The 23441-nt window shown below is 60.9% G+C and carries 20 protein-coding genes; 6 read left to right on the top strand and 14 right to left on the bottom strand.

Going from position 1 to position 23441, the window contains the following annotated elements; all coding sequences use genetic code 11:
• Positions 1–211: 211 nt before the first annotated feature.
• From AC5YUO_RS04300 to AC5YUO_RS04330, 7 genes are all read right to left on the bottom strand, one after another.
• The gene (locus AC5YUO_RS04300) at positions 212–1375 is read right to left on the bottom strand and encodes a cell wall hydrolase (protein WP_496154370.1); all 1164 of its coding nucleotides are present in this window, start codon (positions 1373–1375) and stop codon (positions 212–214) included.
• Positions 1376–1737: 362 nt separating this feature from the next.
• A complete protein-coding gene (locus AC5YUO_RS04305) occupies positions 1738–3657 on the bottom strand; it encodes a potassium transporter Kup (RefSeq protein ID WP_496154371.1) in 1920 nt (639 codons plus the stop codon).
• 15 nt (positions 3658–3672) lie between these two features.
• The gene (locus tag AC5YUO_RS04310) at positions 3673–4650 is read right to left on the bottom strand and encodes a magnesium transporter CorA family protein (RefSeq protein ID WP_496154805.1); all 978 of its coding nucleotides are present in this window, start codon (positions 4648–4650) and stop codon (positions 3673–3675) included.
• A gap of 351 nt (positions 4651–5001) precedes the next feature.
• Positions 5002–6132, bottom strand: a complete 1131-nt coding sequence (locus AC5YUO_RS04315) for an Mrp/NBP35 family ATP-binding protein (protein WP_496154372.1) — start codon at positions 6130–6132, stop codon at positions 5002–5004.
• Positions 6133–6251: 119 nt separating this feature from the next.
• Complete coding sequence (locus AC5YUO_RS04320) at positions 6252–7475, bottom strand: CmpA/NrtA family ABC transporter substrate-binding protein (RefSeq protein ID WP_496154373.1); 1224 nt, start codon at positions 7473–7475, stop codon at positions 6252–6254.
• 78 nt (positions 7476–7553) lie between these two features.
• Positions 7554–8294, bottom strand: coding sequence for a helix-turn-helix transcriptional regulator (locus AC5YUO_RS04325; RefSeq protein ID WP_400820015.1), 741 nt, complete (start codon positions 8292–8294; stop codon positions 7554–7556).
• 213 nt (positions 8295–8507) lie between these two features.
• Positions 8508–9377, bottom strand: a complete 870-nt coding sequence (locus tag AC5YUO_RS04330; protein ID WP_496154374.1) for an IclR family transcriptional regulator — start codon at positions 9375–9377, stop codon at positions 8508–8510.
• A gap of 71 nt (positions 9378–9448) precedes the next feature.
• On the opposite strand from AC5YUO_RS04330, the gene AC5YUO_RS04335 reads away from it, so the two are divergent.
• The 4 genes from AC5YUO_RS04335 to AC5YUO_RS04350 are packed head-to-tail and all read left to right on the top strand — an operon-like array spanning position 9449 to position 12682.
• On the top strand, positions 9449–10231 hold the full coding sequence (locus AC5YUO_RS04335) for an SDR family NAD(P)-dependent oxidoreductase (protein WP_496154375.1): 783 nt from the start codon (positions 9449–9451) through the stop codon (positions 10229–10231).
• Entirely contained in the window at positions 10231–11145 is a 915-nt protein-coding gene (locus AC5YUO_RS04340; RefSeq protein WP_496154376.1) for a 2-dehydro-3-deoxygalactonokinase, read from the top strand. The genes AC5YUO_RS04335 and AC5YUO_RS04340 overlap by 1 nt, the downstream gene beginning before the upstream one ends.
• Positions 11146–11160: 15 nt before the next feature.
• Entirely contained in the window at positions 11161–11790 is a 630-nt protein-coding gene (locus AC5YUO_RS04345; protein ID WP_262534866.1) for a 2-dehydro-3-deoxy-6-phosphogalactonate aldolase, read from the top strand.
• A 4-nt stretch (positions 11791–11794) separates the two neighbouring features.
• Complete coding sequence (locus AC5YUO_RS04350; RefSeq protein ID WP_496154377.1) at positions 11795–12682, top strand: SMP-30/gluconolactonase/LRE family protein; 888 nt, start codon at positions 11795–11797, stop codon at positions 12680–12682.
• A 190-nt stretch (positions 12683–12872) separates the two neighbouring features.
• Here AC5YUO_RS04350 and AC5YUO_RS04355 read toward each other — a convergent pair whose 3' ends face one another.
• Both AC5YUO_RS04355 and AC5YUO_RS04360 read right to left on the bottom strand, forming a co-directional pair.
• Positions 12873–14225, bottom strand: coding sequence for a putative bifunctional diguanylate cyclase/phosphodiesterase (locus AC5YUO_RS04355; protein ID WP_003503140.1), 1353 nt, complete (start codon positions 14223–14225; stop codon positions 12873–12875).
• An 86-nt stretch (positions 14226–14311) separates the two neighbouring features.
• Complete coding sequence (locus tag AC5YUO_RS04360) at positions 14312–15931, bottom strand: response regulator (protein WP_496154806.1); 1620 nt, start codon at positions 15929–15931, stop codon at positions 14312–14314.
• Positions 15932–16341: 410 nt separating this feature from the next.
• Between AC5YUO_RS04360 and mutL the strand changes: the two genes are divergently transcribed.
• Together mutL and AC5YUO_RS04370 are read left to right on the top strand one after the other, a co-directional pair.
• Positions 16342–18174 (top strand): DNA mismatch repair endonuclease MutL, encoded by a 1833-nt coding sequence (mutL, locus tag AC5YUO_RS04365; protein ID WP_496154807.1) that lies wholly within the window; start codon positions 16342–16344, stop codon positions 18172–18174.
• A 149-nt stretch (positions 18175–18323) separates the two neighbouring features.
• Positions 18324–18545 carry a DUF2093 domain-containing protein gene (locus AC5YUO_RS04370; RefSeq protein WP_080825855.1) on the top strand — a complete coding sequence of 74 codons (222 nt, stop codon included), beginning with the start codon at positions 18324–18326 and terminating at the stop codon, positions 18543–18545.
• A gap of 238 nt (positions 18546–18783) precedes the next feature.
• Here AC5YUO_RS04370 and lpxK read toward each other — a convergent pair whose 3' ends face one another.
• From lpxK to AC5YUO_RS04395, 5 genes are all read right to left on the bottom strand, one after another.
• Entirely contained in the window at positions 18784–19830 is a 1047-nt protein-coding gene (gene lpxK, locus AC5YUO_RS04375) for a tetraacyldisaccharide 4'-kinase (RefSeq protein ID WP_496154378.1), read from the bottom strand.
• A 232-nt stretch (positions 19831–20062) separates the two neighbouring features.
• Positions 20063–20800, bottom strand: a complete 738-nt coding sequence (locus tag AC5YUO_RS04380) for an HAD family hydrolase (RefSeq protein WP_496154379.1) — start codon at positions 20798–20800, stop codon at positions 20063–20065.
• Positions 20794–22116, bottom strand: coding sequence for a lipid IV(A) 3-deoxy-D-manno-octulosonic acid transferase (waaA, locus tag AC5YUO_RS04385; RefSeq protein WP_037090824.1), 1323 nt, complete (start codon positions 22114–22116; stop codon positions 20794–20796). Before waaA ends, AC5YUO_RS04380 begins: the two co-directional genes overlap by 7 nt.
• A 215-nt stretch (positions 22117–22331) precedes the next feature.
• A complete protein-coding gene (locus AC5YUO_RS04390; RefSeq protein ID WP_003521023.1) occupies positions 22332–22571 on the bottom strand; it encodes a DUF4170 domain-containing protein in 240 nt (79 codons plus the stop codon).
• 61 nt (positions 22572–22632) lie between these two features.
• On the bottom strand, positions 22633–23439 hold the full coding sequence (locus tag AC5YUO_RS04395; protein ID WP_496154380.1) for a 3'(2'),5'-bisphosphate nucleotidase CysQ: 807 nt from the start codon (positions 23437–23439) through the stop codon (positions 22633–22635).
• Positions 23440–23441: the final 2 nt, after the last annotated feature.

Below are 23441 nucleotides of genomic sequence, written 5' to 3' on the forward strand. Positions count from 1 at the left end.
CGGTGACGGATTAAGCCTGTTCCAGCCCGCTCTGAAGTCGCGCGCAACATAGTTTTAGGGGCTTCTCTAGTCAAGGCACTGATGGCGGTTGTTTCAGCACAAATTAATCGTGCAAAAACAATAGCTTGACATCAAATCGCTGTTTGGGGGCGATGTTTCGCCAGGGAATCGGCATTTTTGACACGCAAAATGCGACAAATTGGCGGTGGTATCAGCTCCAGCCGCCACCATAGGTACGGTAAAACACGTGCAATCCGATTCTGCCGACCTTCTTCATCGTGCGGCCCCAGGCGGGACGCACATAAACGGCGTGATAATGGGTTGCCGAACCCACTTCCTTCAACCAGATTTTGCCGGCCGTGGTGGCCATGGCCACTTCGCGCGCCATTTTCCAGTGGCGCTCGGAATTCACCCGGTCCTTGATATTGTCGCAGGCGAAGGAAAACTGGCAACGGTTACGCCAGTCCTTGTTCTGATAGACCACGCCGCAGATGGTTTTCGGATAGGCGGGATTGCGCACGCGGTTGAGAATGACCTGCGCCACAGCCGCCTGTCCCTTCACCGATTCTCCGCGCGCCTCGAAATAGATGCCGGATGCCAGGCATTGCTGTTCGGCTGCGGAAAATACGGCGGCGGGCAGCGGCGTGGCTGCCCAGGCGTGGTCGTCCTCGGCGATCTGCGGCACGAAACGGCCGGCCTCGGGCTTTTTGAGAATGGCGTCGAAAGGCGACTCGCGGGCGAAATCCGGCTCGGCCGGGGCATAGGCCGTGGCGAGAATATCCGGCGTGCGATTGGTGATGAGTTCGGCCAGCATCGGCGAGACGCTTCTGTCCGCCTTCTTTTCCTCGCGGCGGAAATAGAAAGAGGCGAGTTCCACGTCCTTGCCGCGCTTCGGCTTGACGAAAGCGGTGCGGTCCTTGCGCTTCAGCGGCTCGATATCCAGCATGCTGGTGCGTTGAAGGACGGAGCCGGCGGTGAAAGCCTTGGGCGGCTGCATGATTTCGGTTGCGACGATGCGGCCCTTCTTGGCGGCGCGGTTGACGCGTTCGCTGTCGGGTGTCGTTGCCTCGCCCTTCTTGTTGGTGACGAAGGCGACCTTGCTGCCATTCGGCAGGGTCATGCCGCTGCCATGCAGCGCCGCCTCGCCTGCCGCATCGTTGAAGGTAAGGGATGCATTGTGTACCGAGCCCGCCGGAGAGGCCGTCAGCACCATGCGCCATTGTTCGCCGCCATTGTCCAATCCGGCCAAGAGCGAGGCCAGATCCGCACGCGCGGCGAGGGAGGGAAAAACGAGCCAGGCGGCAAGGCCGAAGACGACGGGCGAGGTCCATTTTGACGCCCACCCCGGAAAGGACACGGGGGACCGACGACGCATTACTCTTTTCGAACGCAAAACCAGCACTCCGAACACCGACAACCATATTTGCTACAGGTGTTCGAGAATCTCTTATTAACCTTGATGCTTGGTTAACGCCGCGCGCGGACGCGGTTTCACGTTAATGTGTAACCATCTTCTGATGCGCGCTGCGCTCAATCGGATTCCAGCTCTACGCGCCGGCTACTCCATTCCGTCGTTCCGGCCTGGAGCCGGAATCCAGCCGACGCGGCTCTCGCGCGGCGACAAGGACTTTTTTCAGCCCAAGGACTTGGGCTGGCTGGATTCCGGCTCAAGGCCGGAATGACGGAGATGCAAGCGTCGCAAACCCCAGCTCACTTGTGGGAGACATTCCCCTCTCGTCAGACGACGACGTGCGAGCCCAGCTCCACCACGCGGTTGGCCGGAAGGCGGAAGTAGTCCGACGGATCGGCGGCGGTTTCGGCGAGCGCGATGAACAGGCGGTTCTGCCAGCCCGGCATGCCGGATTTCGGATCCGGCACCAGCTTGCGGCGGCCGAGATAAAACGAGGTCGACATGATATCGAACTTGTAGCCGGTGCGCCTCAGATAACCCAGCGCCTGGGTGACGTTCTGGGTTTCCATGAAGCCGAAATGCAGTTCAACCACGGCGAAACGGTCGCTCAGTTTCGTCAGCGTATATCGCTCGGCGGGATGCACGCGCGGCTGGTCTTCGGTGCGGATCGTCAGGATGACGTTCTTTTCGTGAAGGACGTGGTTATGCTTGAGATTATGCAGCAGCGCCGCCGGCGCCGTTTCCGGATCGCCGGTGAGGAAGATCGCCGTGCCGGGCACACGCACCGGCGCATGGGGGCTTTCCTTTTCCACCGAGGCGACGAAGGCCTTCAGCGGCACATCGGTGCGGCGCGTCTTGGCGAAAAGAATCTTCGAGCCGCGCTGCCAGGTGGTCATGATGATGGTGAAGGCGATCGCCAGCAGCACCGGCACATAACCGCCGTCGTGAATCTTCAAAAGGTTCGCGCCGAGGAAGATCAGTTCCAGCGCCAGAAGCGGGGCCAGCACGGCAATTGCCAGCCAGACCGACCATTGCCAGCGCTTGCGCACGAATTCGAAGAACATCAGGCTGGTGACGACCATCGCGCCGGTGACCGAGATACCATAAGCGGTGGCCAGCGCATCCGAACTCTTGAAGGTGAGCACCAGCGCTACGACGCCGAACAGCAGGATGGTGTTGACGGCCGGCAGATAGATCTGTCCGGTGTTGGTTTCGGACGTGAAGAGGATTTCCATGCGCGGCAGGTAGCCGAGGTGGATCGCCTGACGCACCAGCGAAAACGCGCCTGTTATGACCGCCTGGCTGGCGATGATGGTAGCGGCAGTGGCCAGGATGACGGCCGGCAGGATCGCCCATTGCGGGAACATCAGATAGAAGGGATTGGACATCGCCGCCGGGTCTTTCAGCACCAGCGCGCCCTGCCCGAGATAATTCAGCGTCAATGCCGGGAAAACCAGACAGAACCATGCCCACTGGATGGGACGGCGGCCGAAATGGCCGAGATCGGCGTAAAGCGCTTCCGCCCCGGTGATCGTCAGGAAGACCGCGCCCAGAACGACGATGCCGTAGAAGCCTTCATTGGCGAGAAATTCGACGGCGTGCCAGGGGTTGAAGGCGAAGAGAATGCTGAAATCATCGGCAATGTGGAGGAGACCGGCCAGACCCATGACGATGAACCAGACGGCGGTGATCGGTCCGAAGAACTTCGCCACCGTGCCCGTGCCGTGGGACTGGATGGCGAAAAGGCCGATGAGAATGCCGACGGAAATCGGAATGATGAAGGCGTCCATTTCCGGCGTGACGAGCTTCAGGCCCTCCACCGCCGAAAGCACCGAAAGCGCCGGGGTGATCATGGCGTCGCCGAGAAACAGCGCAGCGCCGATGAGGCCGAGCACGATGAGAACGCTGCGATGGGTGCCCGCCGTCTTCATCAGCAGCGCCAGCAGCGACAGCGTGCCGCCTTCGCCGTCATTGTCGGCGCGCAGCAGCAGTGTGATATATTTGAACGTCACGATGATCGTCAAAGACCAGATCATCAGGGAGGTGAGGCCGATGACTTCTTCCTGCGTCACGCCGTCATAGGCGATGGGCCGCAGGGCCTCGCGGAAGGCGTAGAGCGGGCTGGTGCCGATATCGCCGTAGACAACGCCGATGGAACCGAGGATCGCGGCATAAAGCCCCTTGTTCCTGTGCTCGTCATCCGCATCCGGTTTCTCGGCAACATCCTTGTCAGCGATCTGGGACATGATGATCCTGGCTCCTTAGAGCCAGCCCTTCCAACGAAAAAAGAGAAACGGGATGACGGCGGACATCAGCATGATGACGAGCGCGAGTGGGTAACCGAATGTCCAGTTCAACTCCGGCATGAGCTGAAAGTTCATTCCATAAACAGAGGCCACCAGCGTCGGCGGCAGGAACACCACCGAAGCGATGGAAAAAATCTTGATGATGCTGTTCTGCTCGATGTTGATGATACCAAGCGAGGCGTCCAGCAGGAAGGTAAGATTGCCGGAAACGAAGGAAGCATGTTCGTTCAGCGACTGGATATCGCGCCCGATCGACTTGCCCTGTTCCTTCGCCCCCTTGTCCTCGCGCGCCTGATCGCTGGTGGAGAGGAAGGTCTGCAGCCGCGCCAGCGATGCGAGACTGACGCGGACCTTCGAGATCAGCCGGTGATAGGCGGCGATGTTGGTCAGGCGGTCTTCGAGATAACGCGGCGCCTTGCGTTTGGAACGCGCCTGGCTGCCGAGAATGTCGGCGGCGAGACTGTCGATGCCGGCGACCGAGTTTTCGAGAATTTCCGCCGTGCGGTCGACGATCGTTTCGAGCAGTTTCAGAAGCAGCGCCGTGCCGCTGCGCATCTCGTGCGGCGCGCGGGTGATGGCGGCAATGAAGAGGTGGAAGGATTTTGGCTCGGCATAACGGATCGTCACCAGACGCTTGCCGACCAGAATGAAGGCGACATCGGTAAGGCCCGGATCGTCCGAATCCGCCTTCCACACCAGAGACGCGGTCATGAAGACATTGCCGTCTTCCATATAGAGGCGACTGGAAGGCTCGATATCCTTCAGGTCTTCGCGTGTCGGCAGTTCCACGCCGAGCAACTGTTCCAAACGCTGCTCTTCCGCCCTGTCCGGATTGACGAGATCGATCCAGACGATGTCGTCGGGAATCGGTCCGGAGCCGTCGTGTGCCGACAGGCTGATTGCCTCGCAATTGGCGCGATAGGCTTTTATCAATCCGCTTCTCCGCTCCACATTGCAGGCTTCAGCCGCAATGCTGCTTAACATATCCTGTTTGCGGTCGGCAAACCTTTGGACGACACTTCAGGGCACGCCGGACAAGCCGGATTTTCACAATCCCGCCAGCCCGCCCGCCAGCCCGGTGGACCAAGAGCCAAACGGCGCAGGCGTATGCGCCCAAAGCGAGAGGCAATCAAGCAATATTTTTTCGCGACAGCATTGCAGGCGAAGCATTTCTGGAGTTCAGATCAGGAAAACCTGTGCGATAATGGCGGTTAATCGTCTGTTTTCAAAGAGCTATTCAAAGCGGACCGACATCTGCCCGACTTTGTACCCGTGACTGGCGCACTATTCGAAAACGATTTTCGGCGCCGCTTTTCTCTCGCCCGCACCGATGCGCGCCCAGACTTTTTCCGCAATGTCCCGATAGATAGCGGCCTGCGGACCGTTGGGCTCGGCGGCGACAACCGGCGTTCCTGCGTCCGACATTTCGCGGATGGAGATGGTGAGCGGCACTTCGCCGAGGAAGGGCACGCCGATCCTTTCAGCCTCCGCCTTTGCGCCGCCATGGCCGAAAATATCGTAACGCGCACCGGTATCGGGCGCGATGAAATAGCTCATATTCTCGATGACGCCGAGGAGCGGAACCTCCACCTTGCGGAACATGGTGATGCCCTTGCGCGCATCGATCAGCGCCAGATCCTGGGGCGTGGAAACAATGACGGCACCGGCGAGCGGCACCTGCTGGGCGATGGTCAGCTGCGCATCGCCGGTGCCGGGCGGCATGTCCAGCACCAGCACATCCAGTTCGCCCCAGGCCACTTCGCGCAGCATCTGCATCAGGGCGGACTGCACCATCGGCCCGCGCCAGATCATCGCGGCTTCCTCATCCACCAGAAAGCCCATGGACATGACCTTCAGCCCATAATTTTCCATGGGAAGGATGATGCGGTCTTCCTGCTGCCTGGGGCGGCCGGAAATTTTTAAGAGCCGCGGCAGCGAAGGGCCGTAAATATCGGCATCCAGCATGCCGACCTTGAGGCCGAGCGACTGAAGACCGAGCGCCAGATTGACCGCGGTCGTCGACTTGCCCACACCGCCCTTGCCCGAGGCCACGGCGATGATGGCCCCGACACCCGGGACGCCCACCTTCGAGGAGCCGGGCTGTTGGGCAGGCCGGCCGGTTGCAGCGGCGGGACGCGCCGGCGCCGGTTGCTGCTGGCCGGGCTTGCGGTCGGCCGTCAGCGCGACGACGGCGCCGACAATACCCTCAACGCTCTTGGCCGCCTGTTCCGCGGAAAGCCGCAAGGGCTCCATCTCCGCAGCCTTGTCGGCCGGGACCGTGATCGAGAAATAGGCCTTCGCATCGGCGATGAAGATTTCCGAGACCATGCCGAGTGCGACGATGCTCTTACCGCTGCCGGGATAGATCACCGCTTCCAGCGCCTTTTCCACCTGGCCCTTGCTGACCTCTGCCATATTCCTGCTCCGCTTCATCATCCGACCGGGTATTGCGTGCCATCCATAGACAAGCCGGAGCGCTTCGCCAATGCCAAAGCGCGACCGTCCGGTATTCGCGACGATTTAACGCTGCCGTTTCAGATTTCGTCATCCATCGCGAGTGTTTCCGGATCGAAGACATGGCCATCGAAAAAACAGTCGGGGCCGAGCACGAGACCCGTGCGCGATGCACCGACATGAACCGGCTCCCTGAGCGTACCTTCGAGCTTCAGATTCGCACCCGGCACCGGCACGAAAAGCGGCTTCATCGCCTTGCGGAAAATATCCGGCCGGTAGGCGTTGCGGGCCGCCTCCACCACGGCTGGATCGAAGCGATAATCGGCGGAAACCTCGCCCCAGCGCAACATCTGGCTGAAGAACCACAGGGCCTGGCTCTGCCATGGAAAATTGGCGGCCTTGGCGCTCGTCACGAAGAACTCCTGAAACCGCTGCATGTCTCTCTGCGAGGTGGAAATATAACCCGTCAGCGCCGGCAGCAGGAATTCGCCGTTCTCATCCATATATTGCGGGGCGGCGAGGATGCCGGCCAGTTCCTCTATATTGGCCGTATTGGCGCACCATTCGCCGGCGCGGTAAAGGGCGCGCAGCAGCCCTTCCAGAAGGGCGGCGTTGTCCTCCGCCCAGCCTCTCTTCACCGCCAGTATCTTTTCCGGCGCGTTGTGCCAGATCAGCGCCCCGGTGGTGACGATCCGGCCGGCGCCACCCAGCACCACGGCGCTGCCCGCCGGTTCGGCGGTACAGAGCGCATCGACCTTGCCGCTTTCCAGCAATGCCGGCATCGCCTTCGGCAGGGCTTCGACGATTTCCATGTCCCGGCCGAGCAGCACGCCGCAGCTTCCGAGCAGATAACGCAGGGCATAAAACGGCGTGGAGACGATATCTTCGACCGCAAAAACCGGCGGGTTTTCGCCCGCTGCCCGACGCGCGGCGCAGACACGGGCCATCGCCCGCCCGAAAGCCGCCGGATCCGGCAGCTTCAGCCCTTGCCGGTAAAGTTCATCATAAAATCCGTGCGAAACGGTCGTTGCCGATCCGCCAAGAGAGAGCGTGAAAACACCGACAATATCGGCCGGCAGCTCATCGAGACCGACGGCGGAACCGACGGGAGCCGGGGCGGGCAGATGCGCGACATGAACGTCATCGGCGCCCAGCGCCGCAAGCACGGCGCGGGCGGACTGTTTTCGGAAAAGTTCGAGTTCTATGCCTTCATCGGCAGCAAAGCCTTTTTCGGCAGCGGCTATCAGCACGGCGCAGTCGATAGTCGGAGAAAATCCCGCTTTTACCTTATGCCGATCCGGCAAACGATTTCTCCTTTCCGGTGATTCGGAAGAAGGATCGCCCAGGAAGCGGTTTATCACAATGATAAAATTACGGTTTCGCTATTTTATCAGGCCGACCCGCAACGCTTTTGCAACGGCCTGGGTGCGGTTGACCGTGTCGAGTTTTTTCGTCGCGCGGTTCAGGTAATGATTGATGGTATGTTCCGACAGCATCATGATTTCAGCAATTTCGGCGCTGGTCTTGCCGGCGGCGGTCCAGTTGAGGCAGTCGATCTCCCGCTCGCTCAATGTTTCGGGAACCCTGAGATCGAGGCGGCGTATTTCAGACAGCCGGGCAAAGATATGGCTGGAAATGTAAAAAAGCTCCGCAAGCCGGCTGGCGGGCAGAGCCGTTTTATTGCCGGAAAAGGATACCGCGCCCCGTCTCATGGTGATGTCGTGAACGGGAAACCACACCGAATTGATCATCTCGAAACGTTCGAAAAGGTTGATCACGGTTTTCTTGCCGATTTCCGCGTCGCCTTTGACCAGAAAATCCATGGAGACGGAGAAAGGTATGGTCGATTTTTTCAACTGCGCCATCACCCGGCTTTTCTGCAGCATGCCCTCTTCATCGTAACGCTGCAAAAGCTCGGCCGGCCAGCTGGTGATGATCGTATATTGCGACAGTTCGCTTGCCACTTCCGACGACAGGTCGAGCACCATGAAAGCCCTGAATTCCCAGGCCTCCGTCAGCCGTTTCAGAAAGCGGAATATATCGAATTGCGTATTGAGATCGGCGATCTCGCGAACGCAATCAACACCAATCGACTGAACGGCGGCCGTCTCTGTTTTCTGCATCAAAGCTGTTCTTCGAGAATGAGAAAATGCCGCCGCAAAGGCCCGCCCTTGCCCGGAAATTGTTGCGGATGTTACTCACCAAAACGATTCATGCAAACAAAAGTTGAAAACTTAATTCAGAATAGTCGAAAATAATATCGAACGCGTCTGAATGGGTGCATGGCCGGCAATTTCACCCCGGAAAATCCAAGGGTCCGGACCTACGCGTTTTCCTCACCCATCCGCAACCGGCGATAATCTGCAGGCAAGATCATCGGAAATTTTATCGGCGGTCTCACGCACCAGCGGGGCCCATGTGCGAAGCTGTTCCACATCCACGCGATAGGCCGGACCGGTGACGGAAATCGCCGCGCGAAAATTGCGGCCGGGCGCCCGGACCGGTGCGGCGACACAATGAATTCCGATCTCGTGTTCCTGAAGGTCGAAACCGTAACCATTGTCGCGAATGGTCGCCACGTCAGCCATCAGTGCTTCCGGTGTCGTGATGGTGCTTTCCGTGAAGCGACGAAAATCCAGTTCCGCAGCCAGTTTCCCGAGATCATCGACTGACAGCAGCGACAGCGCCGCCTTGCCCACCCCGGTGCAATAGGCCGGTGAGGTCTTGCCGACCTGCGAATGCATGCGCAATGTGTGCTGCCCCTCCATCTTGTCCAGATAGGTGACCTGCCTGCCGTTCAGCACAGCGAGATGCACGGACTCCTGCGTCGCCTCCTGCAACGCCGCCAGATGCGGGGCCGCGACGCTGCGCAGGTCGTTGCCGCTCCAGGCCTTTGCGGCCAGTTGCAGCAACCTCAGCCCCACGGCATAGGTCTGATCGGCAGCGTGATCGACAAGGCCTTCGGCGACAAGATGGGCGAGCTGGCGGTGAACCGTACCGCGCGGCTGGCCGCAGGCTTCCACCACATCGGTAAAACGCATCGGCTTGTCGGCAAAGGCGATCAACTCCAGCAGTGAGACGGCCTTGCCGAGCGTGCCCGTCTCACTTCCGGTTTTCCGTTGCGGTATCGGAACCGTATCAGGATTTGGCCCATTGGGCTTTTTATGATCGGGCATGGCAACATCCATCGTCATCCGCCTTGACATAAGCAAGACGTCAAGGGAATAATTCCATTTAGTAAAATCTAGTTCCAAATAATGGAACAATCAAGCCTTTCATGGACGAGATGACGCCGATGACGCAAGCCCAATTTCCGGACCTCAAGGATGCGGGCGTGCTCGTCACCGGCGGCGGTTCCGGCATCGGGGCCTCGCTGGTGGAAGCCTTTGCGATGCAGGGCGCGAAAGTTGCGTTCATCGACATTGCCGAAGAGCCGAGCCTGGCGCTCGTCAATCGGCTTGCGACAACCGCGCAGCATCCCGTCCACTTCTTCAAAACCGACCTTCGCGATATCGCAGCGATCGGCAAGACGGTGGCGGCGGCGGCTTCCGCCACCGGCGGCATCAAGGTGCTGGTCAACAACGCCGCCTGGGACGACCGGCATGACATAGACACGGTGACGGAAGCCTATTGGGACGCCAATCAGGCAGTCAATCTCAAGCAGATGTTCTTCACCGTTCAGGCCGCCCTGCCCTATCTGCGGCAGGCGAAGGACGCATCCATCGTCAATTTTTCATCCATCTCGTTTCTGCTCAACATGGGCGAGCTGCCCTCCTATGCGGCGGCCAAGGCCGGCATTATCGGGCTGACGAAGAGCCTCGCCGGCCGGCTGGGGCCGGAAAATATCCGCGTCAACACGCTGCTGCCGGGCATGATCGTAACGGAGCGGCAGAAGGAACTATGGCTGACGGATGAGGGCATTGCCGCCACCACCGCACGGCAATGTCTGAAGCGCACGCTCGTCGCCGCCGATCTGGCGGGTCCGTGCCTGTTTCTCGCATCATCGGCATCGAGCGCCATCACAGCGCAATCCATAATCGTAGACGGAGGCCTCCTATAATGTCTGAACCCGCTTTCATCGCCGTCGACTGGGGTACGACCAGTTTCCGGCTCTGGCTCATGAGCCGATCGGGCGCGGTGCTGGCGGAGCGCAGAAGCACGGAAGGCATGACCACGGCCATGCGGACCGGTTTTGCCGAGGTGCTGCAGTCGCATCTCGACGCCATCGGTGCGCCGGAAGGTTTGCCGGTCCTCGTTTGCGGCATGGCAGGCGCGCGGCAGGGCTGGGTCGAGGCGGGTTATATCGACGTGCCGGCACCGCTTTCGGCGGTTCTCGACGGCGCGGTTCGCGTGCCCGGTCAGACGCGGGATGTGCGCATTCTGCCGGGGCTGGCGCAGCGGGACAAAAACGCGCCCGACGTGATGCGCGGTGAGGAAACGCAATTGCTCGGCGCTCTCGCTTCTTCGGAGGCTGGTGAAAAACTCGTCTGCATGCCCGGCACCCATTCCAAATGGGTGACCGTGAAGAATGGCGGCGTGACCGGCTTTGCCACTTTCATGACCGGCGAGCTCTTCGAGGTCGTCTCGAAGCAGACGATCCTTTCCCATGCGGTGGCCGAGGCCGAAGCCTTTACCGGCGAGCATGCGGCTTTCACGGCGGCGGTGCGCGACACCTATGCCAATCCGCAGCTTGCCACCAATCGCTTTTTCACCCTTCGCTCCGGCCAATTGCTGCACGGCCTCACCGCCACCGACGCCAAGGCCAAGCTCTCCGGCATCATGATCGGGCTGGAAATCGCCGGTGCGCATTCCACCGCGCGGCGGGAGACGCCGGTGGTGCTGATCGGTTCGGGTGCGCTCGGCGCGCTTTACGAAGGCGCCTTCACCGCCCTTGATATCCACTATACGGTCATCGATGCAGACGAAGCCGTGCGGCGCGGATTGCTGGCCGCTGCAAATGCCATCTGGCCATAAGAAGAAAGATCGACCATGCGTATTCCCTTCCCTTCCATCAAATATCCGCTGATCGCCATCCTGCGCGGTCTGAAGCCGGAGGAAACCGAAGGCGTCGTCGGCGCGCTGATCGAAACCGGCTTCCGCGCCATCGAGATTCCGCTCAATTCGCCCGATCCGTTCCGTTCCATCGAAATCGCCGCGAAGATGGCGCCCGCCGATTGCCTGATCGGCGCTGGCACTGTTCTCAGCGTAGAAGACGTGGCCTCGCTGGATGCGGCCGGCGGCAAGCTGATGGTCAGCCCCAATGCCGACGCCGATGTGATCGTTGCCGCGCGCGTCAAGGGCATGGTGACGATGCCGGGTGTTCTGACCCCCACCGAGGCGCTGGTGGCCGCAAAGGCCGGCGCGACGGGGCTGAAATTCTTCCCCGCCAGCATCATCGGCCCCGCCGGCATCAATGCTATCCGGACGATCCTGCCGAAGGATCTGGTCATTGCCGCCGTCGGCGGCGTTTCTGACAGGAATTTTGCCGAATATACCTCGGCCGGCATTGTGGCTTTCGGGCTTGGCACCAGCCTTTACAAGCCGGGCATGACGGCGGCGGAGGTGCGCGAACGCGCCACTGTCACACTTTCAGCCTATGATGCAGCCATCGGAGGATAAGAGCTTGGCGACTGTTTTTCCCTTTGCCGGACGTGTTCTGGACGAAACGCCGATGCTGCTCGGCGAAGGCCCGACCTTCGACCCTGCGACCGGCACCGCCTGGTGGTTCAACATTCTCGAGCGGGAACTGCACGAGCTGCATCTCGCCTCCGGCCGCAAGACCGTGCACGCTTTGCCCTTCATGGGCAGCGCGCTCGCCAAGGTCAGCGACAGCAGGCAGCTGATCGCCTCCGATGACGGGCTTTTCCTGCGCGATACGGCCACCGGTGTGCTGACCCTTCATGCGGAGCTGGAAAAGGATCTGCCCGACAACCGCTCCAATGACGGGCGCATGCACCCCTCCGGCGCGTTGTGGATCGGCACCATGGGCCGCAAGGCGCAGACCGGTGCGGGCAGTATCTATCATGTCGCGAAGGGCACCGTGACCAAGCTCTTTGCCGAGATCAGCATTCCGAATTCGATCTGCTTCTCGCCCGATGGCGCGACGGGATATTACGTCGATACCAAGGTGAACAAGCTGATGCGGGTGCCGCTCGATGCCGAGACCGGCCTGCCCGCCGGCGAGGCTGACGTTTTCATCGATTCCACCGGTATCAAGGGCGGCATTGACGGGTCGGTCTGCGATGCCGATGGACATATCTGGAACGCCCGCTGGGGCATCGGTGCAGTCGATCGTTACGATGCGGATGGCAATCACATCGCCCGATATGAGGTGCCCGGCGGACAGACCACCTGCCCGGCCTTCATCGGCCCCGACGCATCGCGGCTTCTCGTCACCTCGGCGCGCGAACATCTCGATGATGACGCCATTGCCGAAAATCCGCAGCATGGGTTGACGTTCGAGCTGGGGGTTGAGGTCAAGGGGCGGTTTGAGCCGCTTTACCGGTTGTGACGCGGGGCATCCGCCGACCTCTCCTCATTCCTGTGCTTGTCACAGGAATCTAGTCAGCCCAAGTCCTTGGGCTGAAAGGAATCATTTCGCCGCGCAGACGCGCGTCGGCTGGATTCCTGTGACAAGCACAGGAATGAGGGAAGCTGAAGATTGCGCCCGCCGCCTTAAGTCGCGGCAAAGCCACGCCGTCTCAGGAAATATCCGACAATATCTCGCGATAATTCTCATGCAGATACCGCTGGGTCGCGGCGGCATCGGCGGGGCGGCCGTAGAAATAACCCTGGCCCATGGCGCAGCCGAGCGCGCGCAGCTTTTCCTCTTCCGCCCGCTCTTCAATCCCCTCGGCCACGACTTCGAGATCGAGCCCTTCGCACATGGCGACGATGGCCTTGATGATATGTTCCGACGGACGGTCGCTGCTGATGCGCGACACGAAAGCGCGGTCGATCTTCACCTTGTCGAAGGTGAAATCCCGCAGGCGGCCGAGGCTCGACTGGCCGGTGCCGAAATCGTCAAGCGAAATGCGCACACCGGCGCTCTGTAACTCGCTGATGATGCGTTGCGCGGTATCGGCGGAAGTCATGACAGCCGTTTCGGTGATTTCAAGCTCCAGCCGGTGCGGATCAAGGCCGACACGGGAGAGAATGGAGAGAATATTATCCGCAGTGCTGGGGTCCATCAATTGCGCGGAAGACAAATTGAAGGACAGGAAAAGCTCGCGTGGCCAGAACAGGGCTGCCTCCGCCGCCTTTCGGAGCAAAGCTTCCGACAGCGCATCGATAAAGCCGCGCTCTTCGGCGAGCGGCACGAAAACGGCGGGCGATACGAAACCGAGATCGGGATCGTTCCAGCGGGCCAGCGCCTCGAAACCGATGACCTTCGCCTCTTCCAGCCTGACGATGGGCTGGAAATGCACGTCGATGGCATCGGTGATGATGGCGTTTCGGAGCGCCTGTTCCAGTTGCGTGGCGCGCTTCATTTCCTGGGCGATTTCGCGCGAATAGACTGTGATCTGGCCGCGGCCACGTCTCTTGGAGCGATAGAGCGCCGTCTCGGCGCTTTTCAGCAAATCCTCGAATTCATCGCCGGCGAAGGGATAGATGGCGAAACCAAAGGAGGAAGATAGGCGAACGTTACGGTCGCCGAGATCGTAAGGGGCCGAAAGCACGTCCTTGATCATGTTGCCGATGCGCTCCGCGCCGGTGCGCTCGAAGACCAGCGGCAGCACGAAGGCGAATTCGTCGCCGTCATGGCGCGTCACGACCGCGCCATCGGGAATGCAGGCCTTCAGCCGGTGCGCGACCTGACAGAGGATTTCATCGCCCGCCTGGACGCCGAACAGATCGTTGATGGGTTTGAAGCCGTCAATATTGGCGATGCCGACCGTGAAGGGCGCCGGATCGCTGGAGCGCTCGCTGGCAAGCATGCGAATCTTGTCCCGCAGACGGTAGCGGTTGCCGAGCCCCGTCAGCGGGTCGCTGTAGGCCATCGCCTGCAGCTCGTTCTGGCTGACCTGCAACGATTGCGGCTCTGCCCGTTTCATTCCTGCATCTCGTGAATCCTGTGTCGACCGCGCTCACAATGCAGGGCAAGTATTAAAAAAGCCATAGCCTCCCGACAAAGGCGGTTTCAGGCCTGCAGCCGCAGGACGTCCTTGCCGAAAAGTCGCAGGAAAACCGCTTCGACCATATCCGGGCTGACGGGCTTCAGCAGCATGTCGTCCATGCCGGACGCCCGGCATTTGTCGAGATCGCCCTCGAAAGCGTGGGTGATGACGCCGACGATGGGAATGTGCTTTTCACCGCCCAGGCCGCGCATGCGGCGGGCAACCTCGAAGCCGTCGATGTCTCCCAGCGTCGTATCGAGCAGGACGGCGGAAGGCGGCTGTTCCGTGAACAGACGCAGGGCCTCTTCGCCGGAGGTGGCCAGCCGCCAGGAAAGCCCCAGACCTTCCAGTATCTGCGAGAAGACGATCTGGTTGACCCTGTTATCCTCAACGAGAAGTATCTCGCAGACGCCGCCGGTCTTGAGGATTTCGGGCAGGTCCTCCGTCATGATCTCCCAGTCCTCGTCGGCGGCTTTCTCCTTCGGGGAGGCATTCAGCCCGGCGGCAAGATAATGCATCAGCGAGGCGTCGATCTCCTCTTCCTCGATGGTGACGACGGGCAGATCATGTTCGGCGGCAATATCGAGACACGCGACGCTCATCTGGGCGTCGACAACGATCACATCGATACCGACACCGGCGGAAGCCGCGATGTCGATGAATGCACGCTGTTCGTCCTCGCTCGTCACCGCCGCATGGTCCATGCCGCCCGCGGTCAGCCGGCGACCGGCCGCTTCCGCGAAGCGCGCATTTTCAGAGACGATCAGCACCGCCTTGCTCTTCAAGACGCCGCCGCGATTGTCCGTTTCTTCATCCTTGCCGTAAGTGGAGGCCACGAAGGGCACATGTTCGAGCGAGGGGATGACGGGCATGCCATTGGCATCGATGGTGGCGAGAGCGGTCACATCCTCCATCGTCGTCACCAGGAAATAACGGCCGGGCCTGCCCACCCGCTGCTTGCGGGTGATGGTCAGCACCTCTTCGCCATTCAGCCGCCGCACCTTTTCGGGGATGACGCTCGGCGTGCCGCTATCCAGCACCATGCGATCGGCGATGTCGATCCGGCCGGCGACCTTGCGCGAGTGGAGATCGAAAACGGTGCGGCCGAGAATGCTCTCGGGGCTGGTTTCGACCAGGGCGCAGGCGGATTTGTTGACGGCCGCATAGGCCATGTTCCGGTCCTTGACGAAGACGGGAAACGGCAGATTGTCGAGAATATCCTCGATGAGCTGCACGCGCTCGAGGTCGATGCGCCATTGCTCTTCGCGTTTCTTCTGTTCGGAAATATCGGCAACCACACTGATGCCGAGGCCGGAAGGCAGGCGGTTCATGACGAAGCGCAGGAAGCGTTCTCCCTTCAGCCGTTCGGTTTTTTCCGATCTTTCCTTCCAGTGCAGCGCCAGCCGCTCGCCGATCCATTCCTCCCGGCCGAGCGGGCGGGTATTGGAGGAGAGGCCTTCCGCCTCGAGCAGATAACAATCGTAAAGCGCGCTCAGATAGTCGCGCAGCCGCGCGCCCGGGCCGATGACGGCCTCTTCCAGCGGAAAAAAGCTGAGGAGTTTCCGGCTTGCGAAAATAATGTGATCGTTCCGGTCGTAAACGACGATCGCCGCGCCAAGCGCGTCGCAAAGGGCATCAAGCATCACCGTATGAACGCCCGCGCCAGAGGACGCCAAATCACTCAACTGCAAACTCCCGCCTGTTTTTCAGGGGTCAGGCTTATGTTTCTAGTGGAATCGTCCAGGGCAGATGCCGGGATGAAACGAAAAAATTCCGAAAAAGAGACATCAGGGTTTGCAACTTGAAGCAGTCTTGAGGGGAAGATGACGCTCACCCATAGTCGACGTCACACACCGCCCGGCGAAGGCGGCCCCGTTCCTGCGGTCATTTCAAGCCGCCCCACCATAATCAAGGCCGATTAAAGGCGGATTAACGCTTAACGCCATGTTGAGGGAAATGATCAAATGCCCGACAGGCCGCAAAACATGTGCAAATTTCCGCAGCTCGAGTTTTTTGCTTTCGAAGCCACGGCGAATCCGCGAAAATGACGATCATGGCCATCAAGCAGCTTTCAGAAACCCTCATCAACCAGATCGCCGCCGGCGAGGTCATCGAAAGACCCTCCAGCGCCACGAAGGAACTGGTGGAAAACGCCATCGATGCGGGCGCGACCCGGATCGAGATCGCCACGGCGGGCGGCGGCAAGGGGCTGGTGCGGATTACCGACAACGGCTCCGGCATGTCACCTGCCGATCTGGAGCTGGCGGTCAGGCGTCACTGCACCTCGAAGATTTCCGATACGCTTGACGATATCCGCACGCTCGGGTTTCGCGGCGAGGCCCTGCCCTCCATCGGCTCCGTCGCCAAGCTGACGATTACCAGCCGCCAACAGGGTGCGGCACAGGGGTCGGTGATTTCCGTTACCGGCGGCAAGGTTTCGGAGGTGCGGCCCGCCGCCGCCAATGCCGGCACCATCGTCGAGGTGCGCGACCTGTTTTTCGCCACGCCCGCGCGGCTGAAATTCCTGAAGACGGAACGCGCCGAGGCGGCCGCGATCACCGAGGTCGTCAAGCGCATGGCGATCGCCTTCCCGCATATCCGTTTCGTGCTGTCAGGCACCGACCGCTCGACGCTCGAAATCCCCTCGACCGGCGACGATCATCTGGCCCGCATGGCGCAGATTCTCGGTGCCGAGTTCAAGGACAACGCCATCGAGATCGACGCCGGGCGCGAGGATGTGACGCTGACCGGTTTTGCCGGTGTCCCGACCTTCAACCGCGGCAACTCGGCGCATCAATATGTCTTCGTCAATGGCCGCCCGGTGCAGGACAAGCTGCTTTTATCCGCCATTCGCGGCGCCTATGCCGAAACCGTGCCGCATGGGCGCTATCCGGTCGCGGTGCTGTCCATCACGCTCGATCCCGCCTTTGTGGACGTGAACGTGCACCCGGCGAAATCCGACGTGCGTTTTCGCGATCCCGGCCTCATTCGCGGGCTGATCGTCGGCGCGATCCGGCAGGCGCTGACGCGCGACGGCGACAGGGCGGCCACGACGGGTGCGAGCCAGATGATGAACGCCTTCCGTCCCGGCTACAGCCCGTCCGGGCTGCGGCCCTCGCCTTCCATGGCAGCCCCCGCGCCGTGGTCCGCCGCCACGTCGCCATCGCGCCCGCTCGCCGTTTCAGGAGACATGCAATTTGCGGAAGCGGTGCAGTCGCGCTTTTCCGATATCACCATGCCGACAGCGCGGGCGGAACCACGCGATGCTTATGAGGCTTCCGCAAGCCCCTCGCCGGAGCCGGTGCTTTATCCGCTCGGAGCAGCACGGGCACAGCTGCACGAGAACTACATCATCGCGCAGACGGAAAACGGTCTCGTCATCGTCGACCAGCATGCCGCGCATGAGCGGCTGGTGTTCGAACAGATGCGTAACGCACTGCATTCCAGACGCCCGCCTTCGCAGGTGCTGCTTATCCCCGAAATCATCGATCTGCCGGAAGAGGATTGCGACCGGCTGATGGATCATGCCGCCGGTTTCGATGCGCTGGGGCTGGTCATCGAGCGTTTCGGGCCGGGTGCGGTCGCGGTGCGGGAAACGCCGGCCATGCTGGGCGAAGTCAATGTGCAGGGGCTGGTGCGCCAGCTTGCCGACGAGATCGCCGAATGGGACGCCGCCTCCACGCTTGCCAACAAGCTGGAATATGTGGCCGCGACCATGGCCTGCCACGGCTCCGTGCGTTCCGGCCGGCGCATGCGGCCGGAGGAAATGAACGCGCTTCTGCGGCAGATGGAAAACACGCCGGGTTCCGGCCAGTGCAATCACGGCCGTCCGACCTATATCGAACTGAAACTTTCCGATATAGAACGGCTCTTCGGCCGCAGCTGACGCCTTTATGGAAGCACGAGCGGCAGGGCTGGCCTTGCGCCGCGCCAAACTATATAAATTTGAGACATTGGAGCATCCGGATGTTCAGGAGAACGCTGCGCCGTTTCGGACTGGGTGCGCTTACAGGACAGAGCAGGAGACGAAAACGGATGAACAGATTTGAAGGAGGCGGCAACCGCCTCGCCGTCATCGAATATCTCGACGGGGACTTCCGCATCGTCCAGACCGGCTCACATGTCATCTGCGCCGTGACGGCCAAGACCATTCCGCTCGATGAGTTGCGCTACTGGAGCGTGGCGCGGCAGGAAGCCTATGTGGATGCGGCGGCTTCGCTGGAGGCGGAACGGAAGGCTGGTGGTTTACCGGCCTGAGTTGGGATGCGGCGCGTTGGGGAGGTCAGCAAAAGGCAGCATCCGCTACGCCCCCCTTTTTCACACTGCGCGTTCCTTCCACACCCCTCATCCCTGTGCTTGTCACAGGGATCCAGCCAGCCCAAGTCCTTGGGCTGAAAAGGAGTCTCTCCGCCGCGCAGACGCGTGTCGGCTGGATTCCTGTGACAAGCACAGGAATGAGGGGAGTGGGGCCCTGACGACCCCATTCTTCGGTGCTCTAAGTTGACGTCCGCGAATTGTCCCGCAGCAGGCGCGCGCGGCAGTTCACCACCGCAGCCTCAATAATCGTCCCGGCCGCATTGGGATCATCGAACACCATGTCGATCTCGATCACCTGGCTGTTCCACAGCAGCTCTTCCGCCCGGCCGTGATGCCCGTTGAGCCGCACCGCATCCTTGGCGGTCGTCACCAGCTGCAAATTCTCCTTGCGGGCATCCTTGAGGAGATCGTCGATTTCGTCATCGCTGAAATGATGATGATCCGGGAAGGAGCGGCTCAGCACGATGTCGCCGCCAAGCGCCTCGACGGTGCGATAGAATTTCGCAGGGTCGGCGATGCCGGCGAAAGCCAGAACGCGCTTTCCCCTGAAATCCTCAGGCTCCTGCGGCGTGATCGCGGCGACGAAGACCGGTTTGGCGGCCTTGGCCGCCTGCCTCACCAGCGGATCGGCCGCGTGGCCCTTGCCCACCTTCAGCAATCCGGTCATCTGCCGCATCTGTTCGGCCAGCGGCGCCCTCACCGGGCCGCCGGGAACGAGATGGCCATTGCCGATGCCGCGTACCGTATCGATGACGACGAGCGCATAGTCCAGCGTCAGGCGGGCGCTCTGGAACCCGTCATCCATGATGATGAGATCGACACCTTCCTTCACCAGCCGATGCGCGCCTTCCACGCGCCGGCGCGAAATCACCGTTACCGCCTCGCGCGCGAGAAGAAGAGGCTCATCGCCGACATCGGCGGCGCGGTGGTGCCGCGCATCGACAAGCGTGGTGACGTCAAGCGTGCCGCCATAACCGCGGCTAAGGAAACCGGGTTTCAGGCCTTTAGCGGTAGCAGCCCGGGCGATTGCCATCGCTGTCGGTGTCTTGCCCGCTCCGCCGACAGTGAAATTGCCGATGCAGATCACCGGAACGGACACGCTTGCCCGCTTTGCCGTCCGCATCCGCCGTCCGGCGATCTTGCCGTAGAGAAGCGAGAAAGGCGACAGGAGCCATGCCTGCCAGCCCGCTTTCTGCCACCAGAATGGCGGCGCTTCAGAAACCATCTATGCCCGCTCCCGGCCGCGTCGCCCACGGCATTCGTTCGGATGTTATACGTCAGGGGTTGTTTGCCAGAAAAAACCGTGAATTGCAAAAAAGCTCTCCGTCATTCCGGCCTTGAGCCGGAATCCATCCGGCGCGCGTCTGCGCGGCGAGAAGGGTCTTTTTCAGCCCAAGGACTTGGGCTGGCTAGTCCGGCTCGAGGCCGGAATGACGAAAGAGATGGGTGGTTCCTTCTTAAGCAACCCGTTCCGGCAGCAGCGCCTCAAGCCCGGTAATGTCGTCGAAACAATAATCCGCATCCGCACCAAGGCTTTCACGCGAGCCAGTTCCGGTCAGCACGGCGACGCGCAGGCCTGCGCCGGCATTTTTGGCCATATGCAGATCGTGATTATTGTCGCCGACAACAGCCACGCGTTCCGGCGGAAAACCGATCGCCTCGCAGAAACCGAGAACCATGCCCGGCTGCGGTTTGGTGCCGTAACCGCTGTCATATCCCGCCACGAAATCGATATCGGCTTCGAAACCGAAGCGGATGGCCGTCTGGCGGATGGAGTTTTCATTGTCGCTGGAGGCGATGCCGAGCTTGTAGCCGCGTGCCTTCAGCCTTGCGAAAAATGCCTTGAGATCGGTGACCGGCACGGATTTGTCCGCGGCCTCGGTGAACAGCCGGTCGAGGCGTTGCGTGAGTTCAACGACATCGCAGGGCGAGCCGGCCGCGACCAGACCGGCAGCGATTTCCGCCGTGTTACCGGCGGCCAGCAGGCTGTCGGGCACGACATGGCCGGTGATCGGGTCCATGCCGCAGGCGATGAGAAGCCGGTCGGCGAGTACGGCGTTGCCCCTGGCGGCAATCGACGCGAGTTCGCGGTTCACCGGTCCCCAGCTGGCGTCATAACCTAACAGCGTGCCGTCCTTGTCGAAGAGCACAGCGGCGATCGATTGTGCCGCATCAAGTTCGAGATCCGCTACCATGAACCGATGGCGCTCCGCGGTTGCAGCTTGGCCGAAACGGTGAGCGGATTGATATAGGGCTCCAGCGCCTTGACGGTGGAGGACAGCGCGCCGCGCATATCCTGAATGACCCGGTTGCCGGCATCGATCATCTTGTAACGCTCATTGTCGTTGACCAAGAGATAATGCACCGCCTTGGCCAGCATCTCGACATCACGGATGATGCGGCCGCCGCCGGCGCGGATCAGCTTCTGATAGGCCTCACGGAAATTCTGCACATGCGCGCCGGAAAGCACGGCGCAGCCGAGCATGGCCGGCTCCAGCGGGTTCTGCCCGCCTTCCGCGGTCAGCGAGCGGCCGACAAAGGCAAGTTCGGTGAGCCGCAGGTAAAGCCCCATTTCGCCGATGGAATCGCCGAGGAAAATATCGGTTTCCGGGGTGATCGCGTCATTCCTGCTGCGGCGGGCGACGGAGAGATTCATGCCCTTCAGCATCGCCTCTACCTCATCGCCACGTTCGGGATGGCGCGGCACGATGATGGTCAGTTGCCCATTGCGCGACTTGATCGCGGCATGCACGGTGGCGGCGGCCTTTTCTTCGCCGTCGAAGGTGGAGATCGCCGCCCATGTCTTGCGATTGCCGACCTGCTTGCGATAGCTCTCCAGCAGCGCCTCGTCACAGGGCGGCGGATCGGTGTCGCCCTTCAGATTGCCTGATATCACCACCGGCCAGGAGCCGAGATCACGAAAACGTTCGGCATCGAGATCGGACTGTGCAACCACCAGCGCCAGCTTGGAGAACAGCGATTCCGCAATATCGTGACGGGCTTTCCAGCGGTCGAAGGAACGGTCCGACAGGCGGGCATTGACCCGGATCTGCGGAATGTGCCGGCGCTCCAGTTCCATCATCGTCACCGGCCAGATTTCCGATTCCGCTGTTATGGCGGCATCCGGCGCCCAGTAGGTGAGGAAACGGTTGACCGCGATCTTGATGTCGAGCGGCACATATTGGTGGATCACATCGTCGCCAAGCCGGGTGCGGGTGAGTTCGGCCGACGTGACGGTACCGGTGGTCAGAAGCACGAAGATATCGCGCTTGCGAATTTCGCGGATCAGCGGGATGAGGGCAAGCGTTTCGCCGACACTTGCGGCGTGGAACCAGACGAGCGGCCCGCGCGGGCGCTCGGCGCTGGCGTAACCGAAACGTTCGAGACGGCGACGCTTGTCTTCCTTGCCCTTGGCCGCCCGATAGGAAAGATAGGGCTTGGCAAAGGGATAAGCGGCGATACCGGCAATCCGGTAACCGGAAAGAGCGAAACGTGCGATACGGCTGCTCATGACATTCTGCCCTTGATCATTCCGCGCAATGCTCTTCCCCTGTTCTTGTTGTTATCGCCGCCTACTTCTTCTTAAATTGCGTCATTTTTTGTCATCGGAAACGAAAGCGCGATCACATTTTCTCGCCCCGGTATTCCCGACCTGCGCCGCTCGCGCAGGAATCACGGGAAAACTCGCCTTCACCCAATAGTATTACAACGCAAGGGCAAAAGGACTCAAATTTTGTCGTCCGGATTGAGAAGACGGTGCATATGCACGATAAAATAACGCATATGGGCGTTATCGACAGTCATTTGCGCCTTGGACTTCCATGCGGTGAGCGCGGAAGCATAGTCCGGATAGATACCGACGATATCGAGCGCCTTCAAATCCCGGAACTGAACATCCTGAAGGTTTTCCAGTTCGCCGCCGAATACGAGGTGCAGCAGCTGTTTCTGTTTGCCAGATTCCGTCATGTCTTTATCTCTTTCTTAAACTCTGAGAGAGGCCTTCATCTGCGGGATTTCCCGGCAAACGTCAACTGTCAGACAGATGTGAAAACGCTTTCAAAAGTGCAGGCAATGCATAATCTGCTGCAGCGCACAATGCGGGGTGGTTCACCTGGCGGCGATTATACATCAGAGGTTTTCCATCAAGCCCGACCAGGCGACCGCCGGCCTTCTCCAGAATGAGGTCAGCGGCGGCGAGATCCCACTCATGCGAGTTGGCCTTGACCAGCGTTCCGTCGATGCGGCCATCCGCCACCATGGCCAGCCGGTAGGCGAGCGAGGGCACGTGCGGAATGCGCTTGACGCCGCCCCGCACCTCTTCCGGCAGATGCGTGATCACGTCTTCAGGTGCTGCCAGATGGAAGATGCCGGCATTTTCGCGCGCGGCAAAAACGGGCGCCCCGTTCTTTAAGGCTTCACCGCCTTCAAATGCGGTGAACTCCTCTGAAAGCGCCGGTGCGACAAGGGCCGCGACCACCGGCCGCCCCTCATGCACCACCGCGACGCTGACACACCAGGTATCCCGGCCGCCGATGAAGGCGCGGGTGCCGTCGATGGGATCGACGACGAAGACGGTGGAACGGGAAAGCCTGTCCGTATCGTCATCCGTCTCTTCGGAAAGCCAGCCGTAATCCGGTCGGGCGGAGCGCAGGATGGTTTCGAGGATTTCATTGGCGGCATAATCGGCCGCGCTGACCGGCGAAAGCCCGCCATTCTTCCACCAGACCTCGGGATCCTTGCGGAAGAAACCGAGGGCCGTCTCGCCCGCCTTGCGGGCGGCTTCAAGCACCAGCCTCAGATCGGAGGCCCAGCGGGCCTCAGCCATGTCGTTCATTT

It is taken from the genome of Agrobacterium sp. LEGMi-208b (assembly GCF_059511785.1).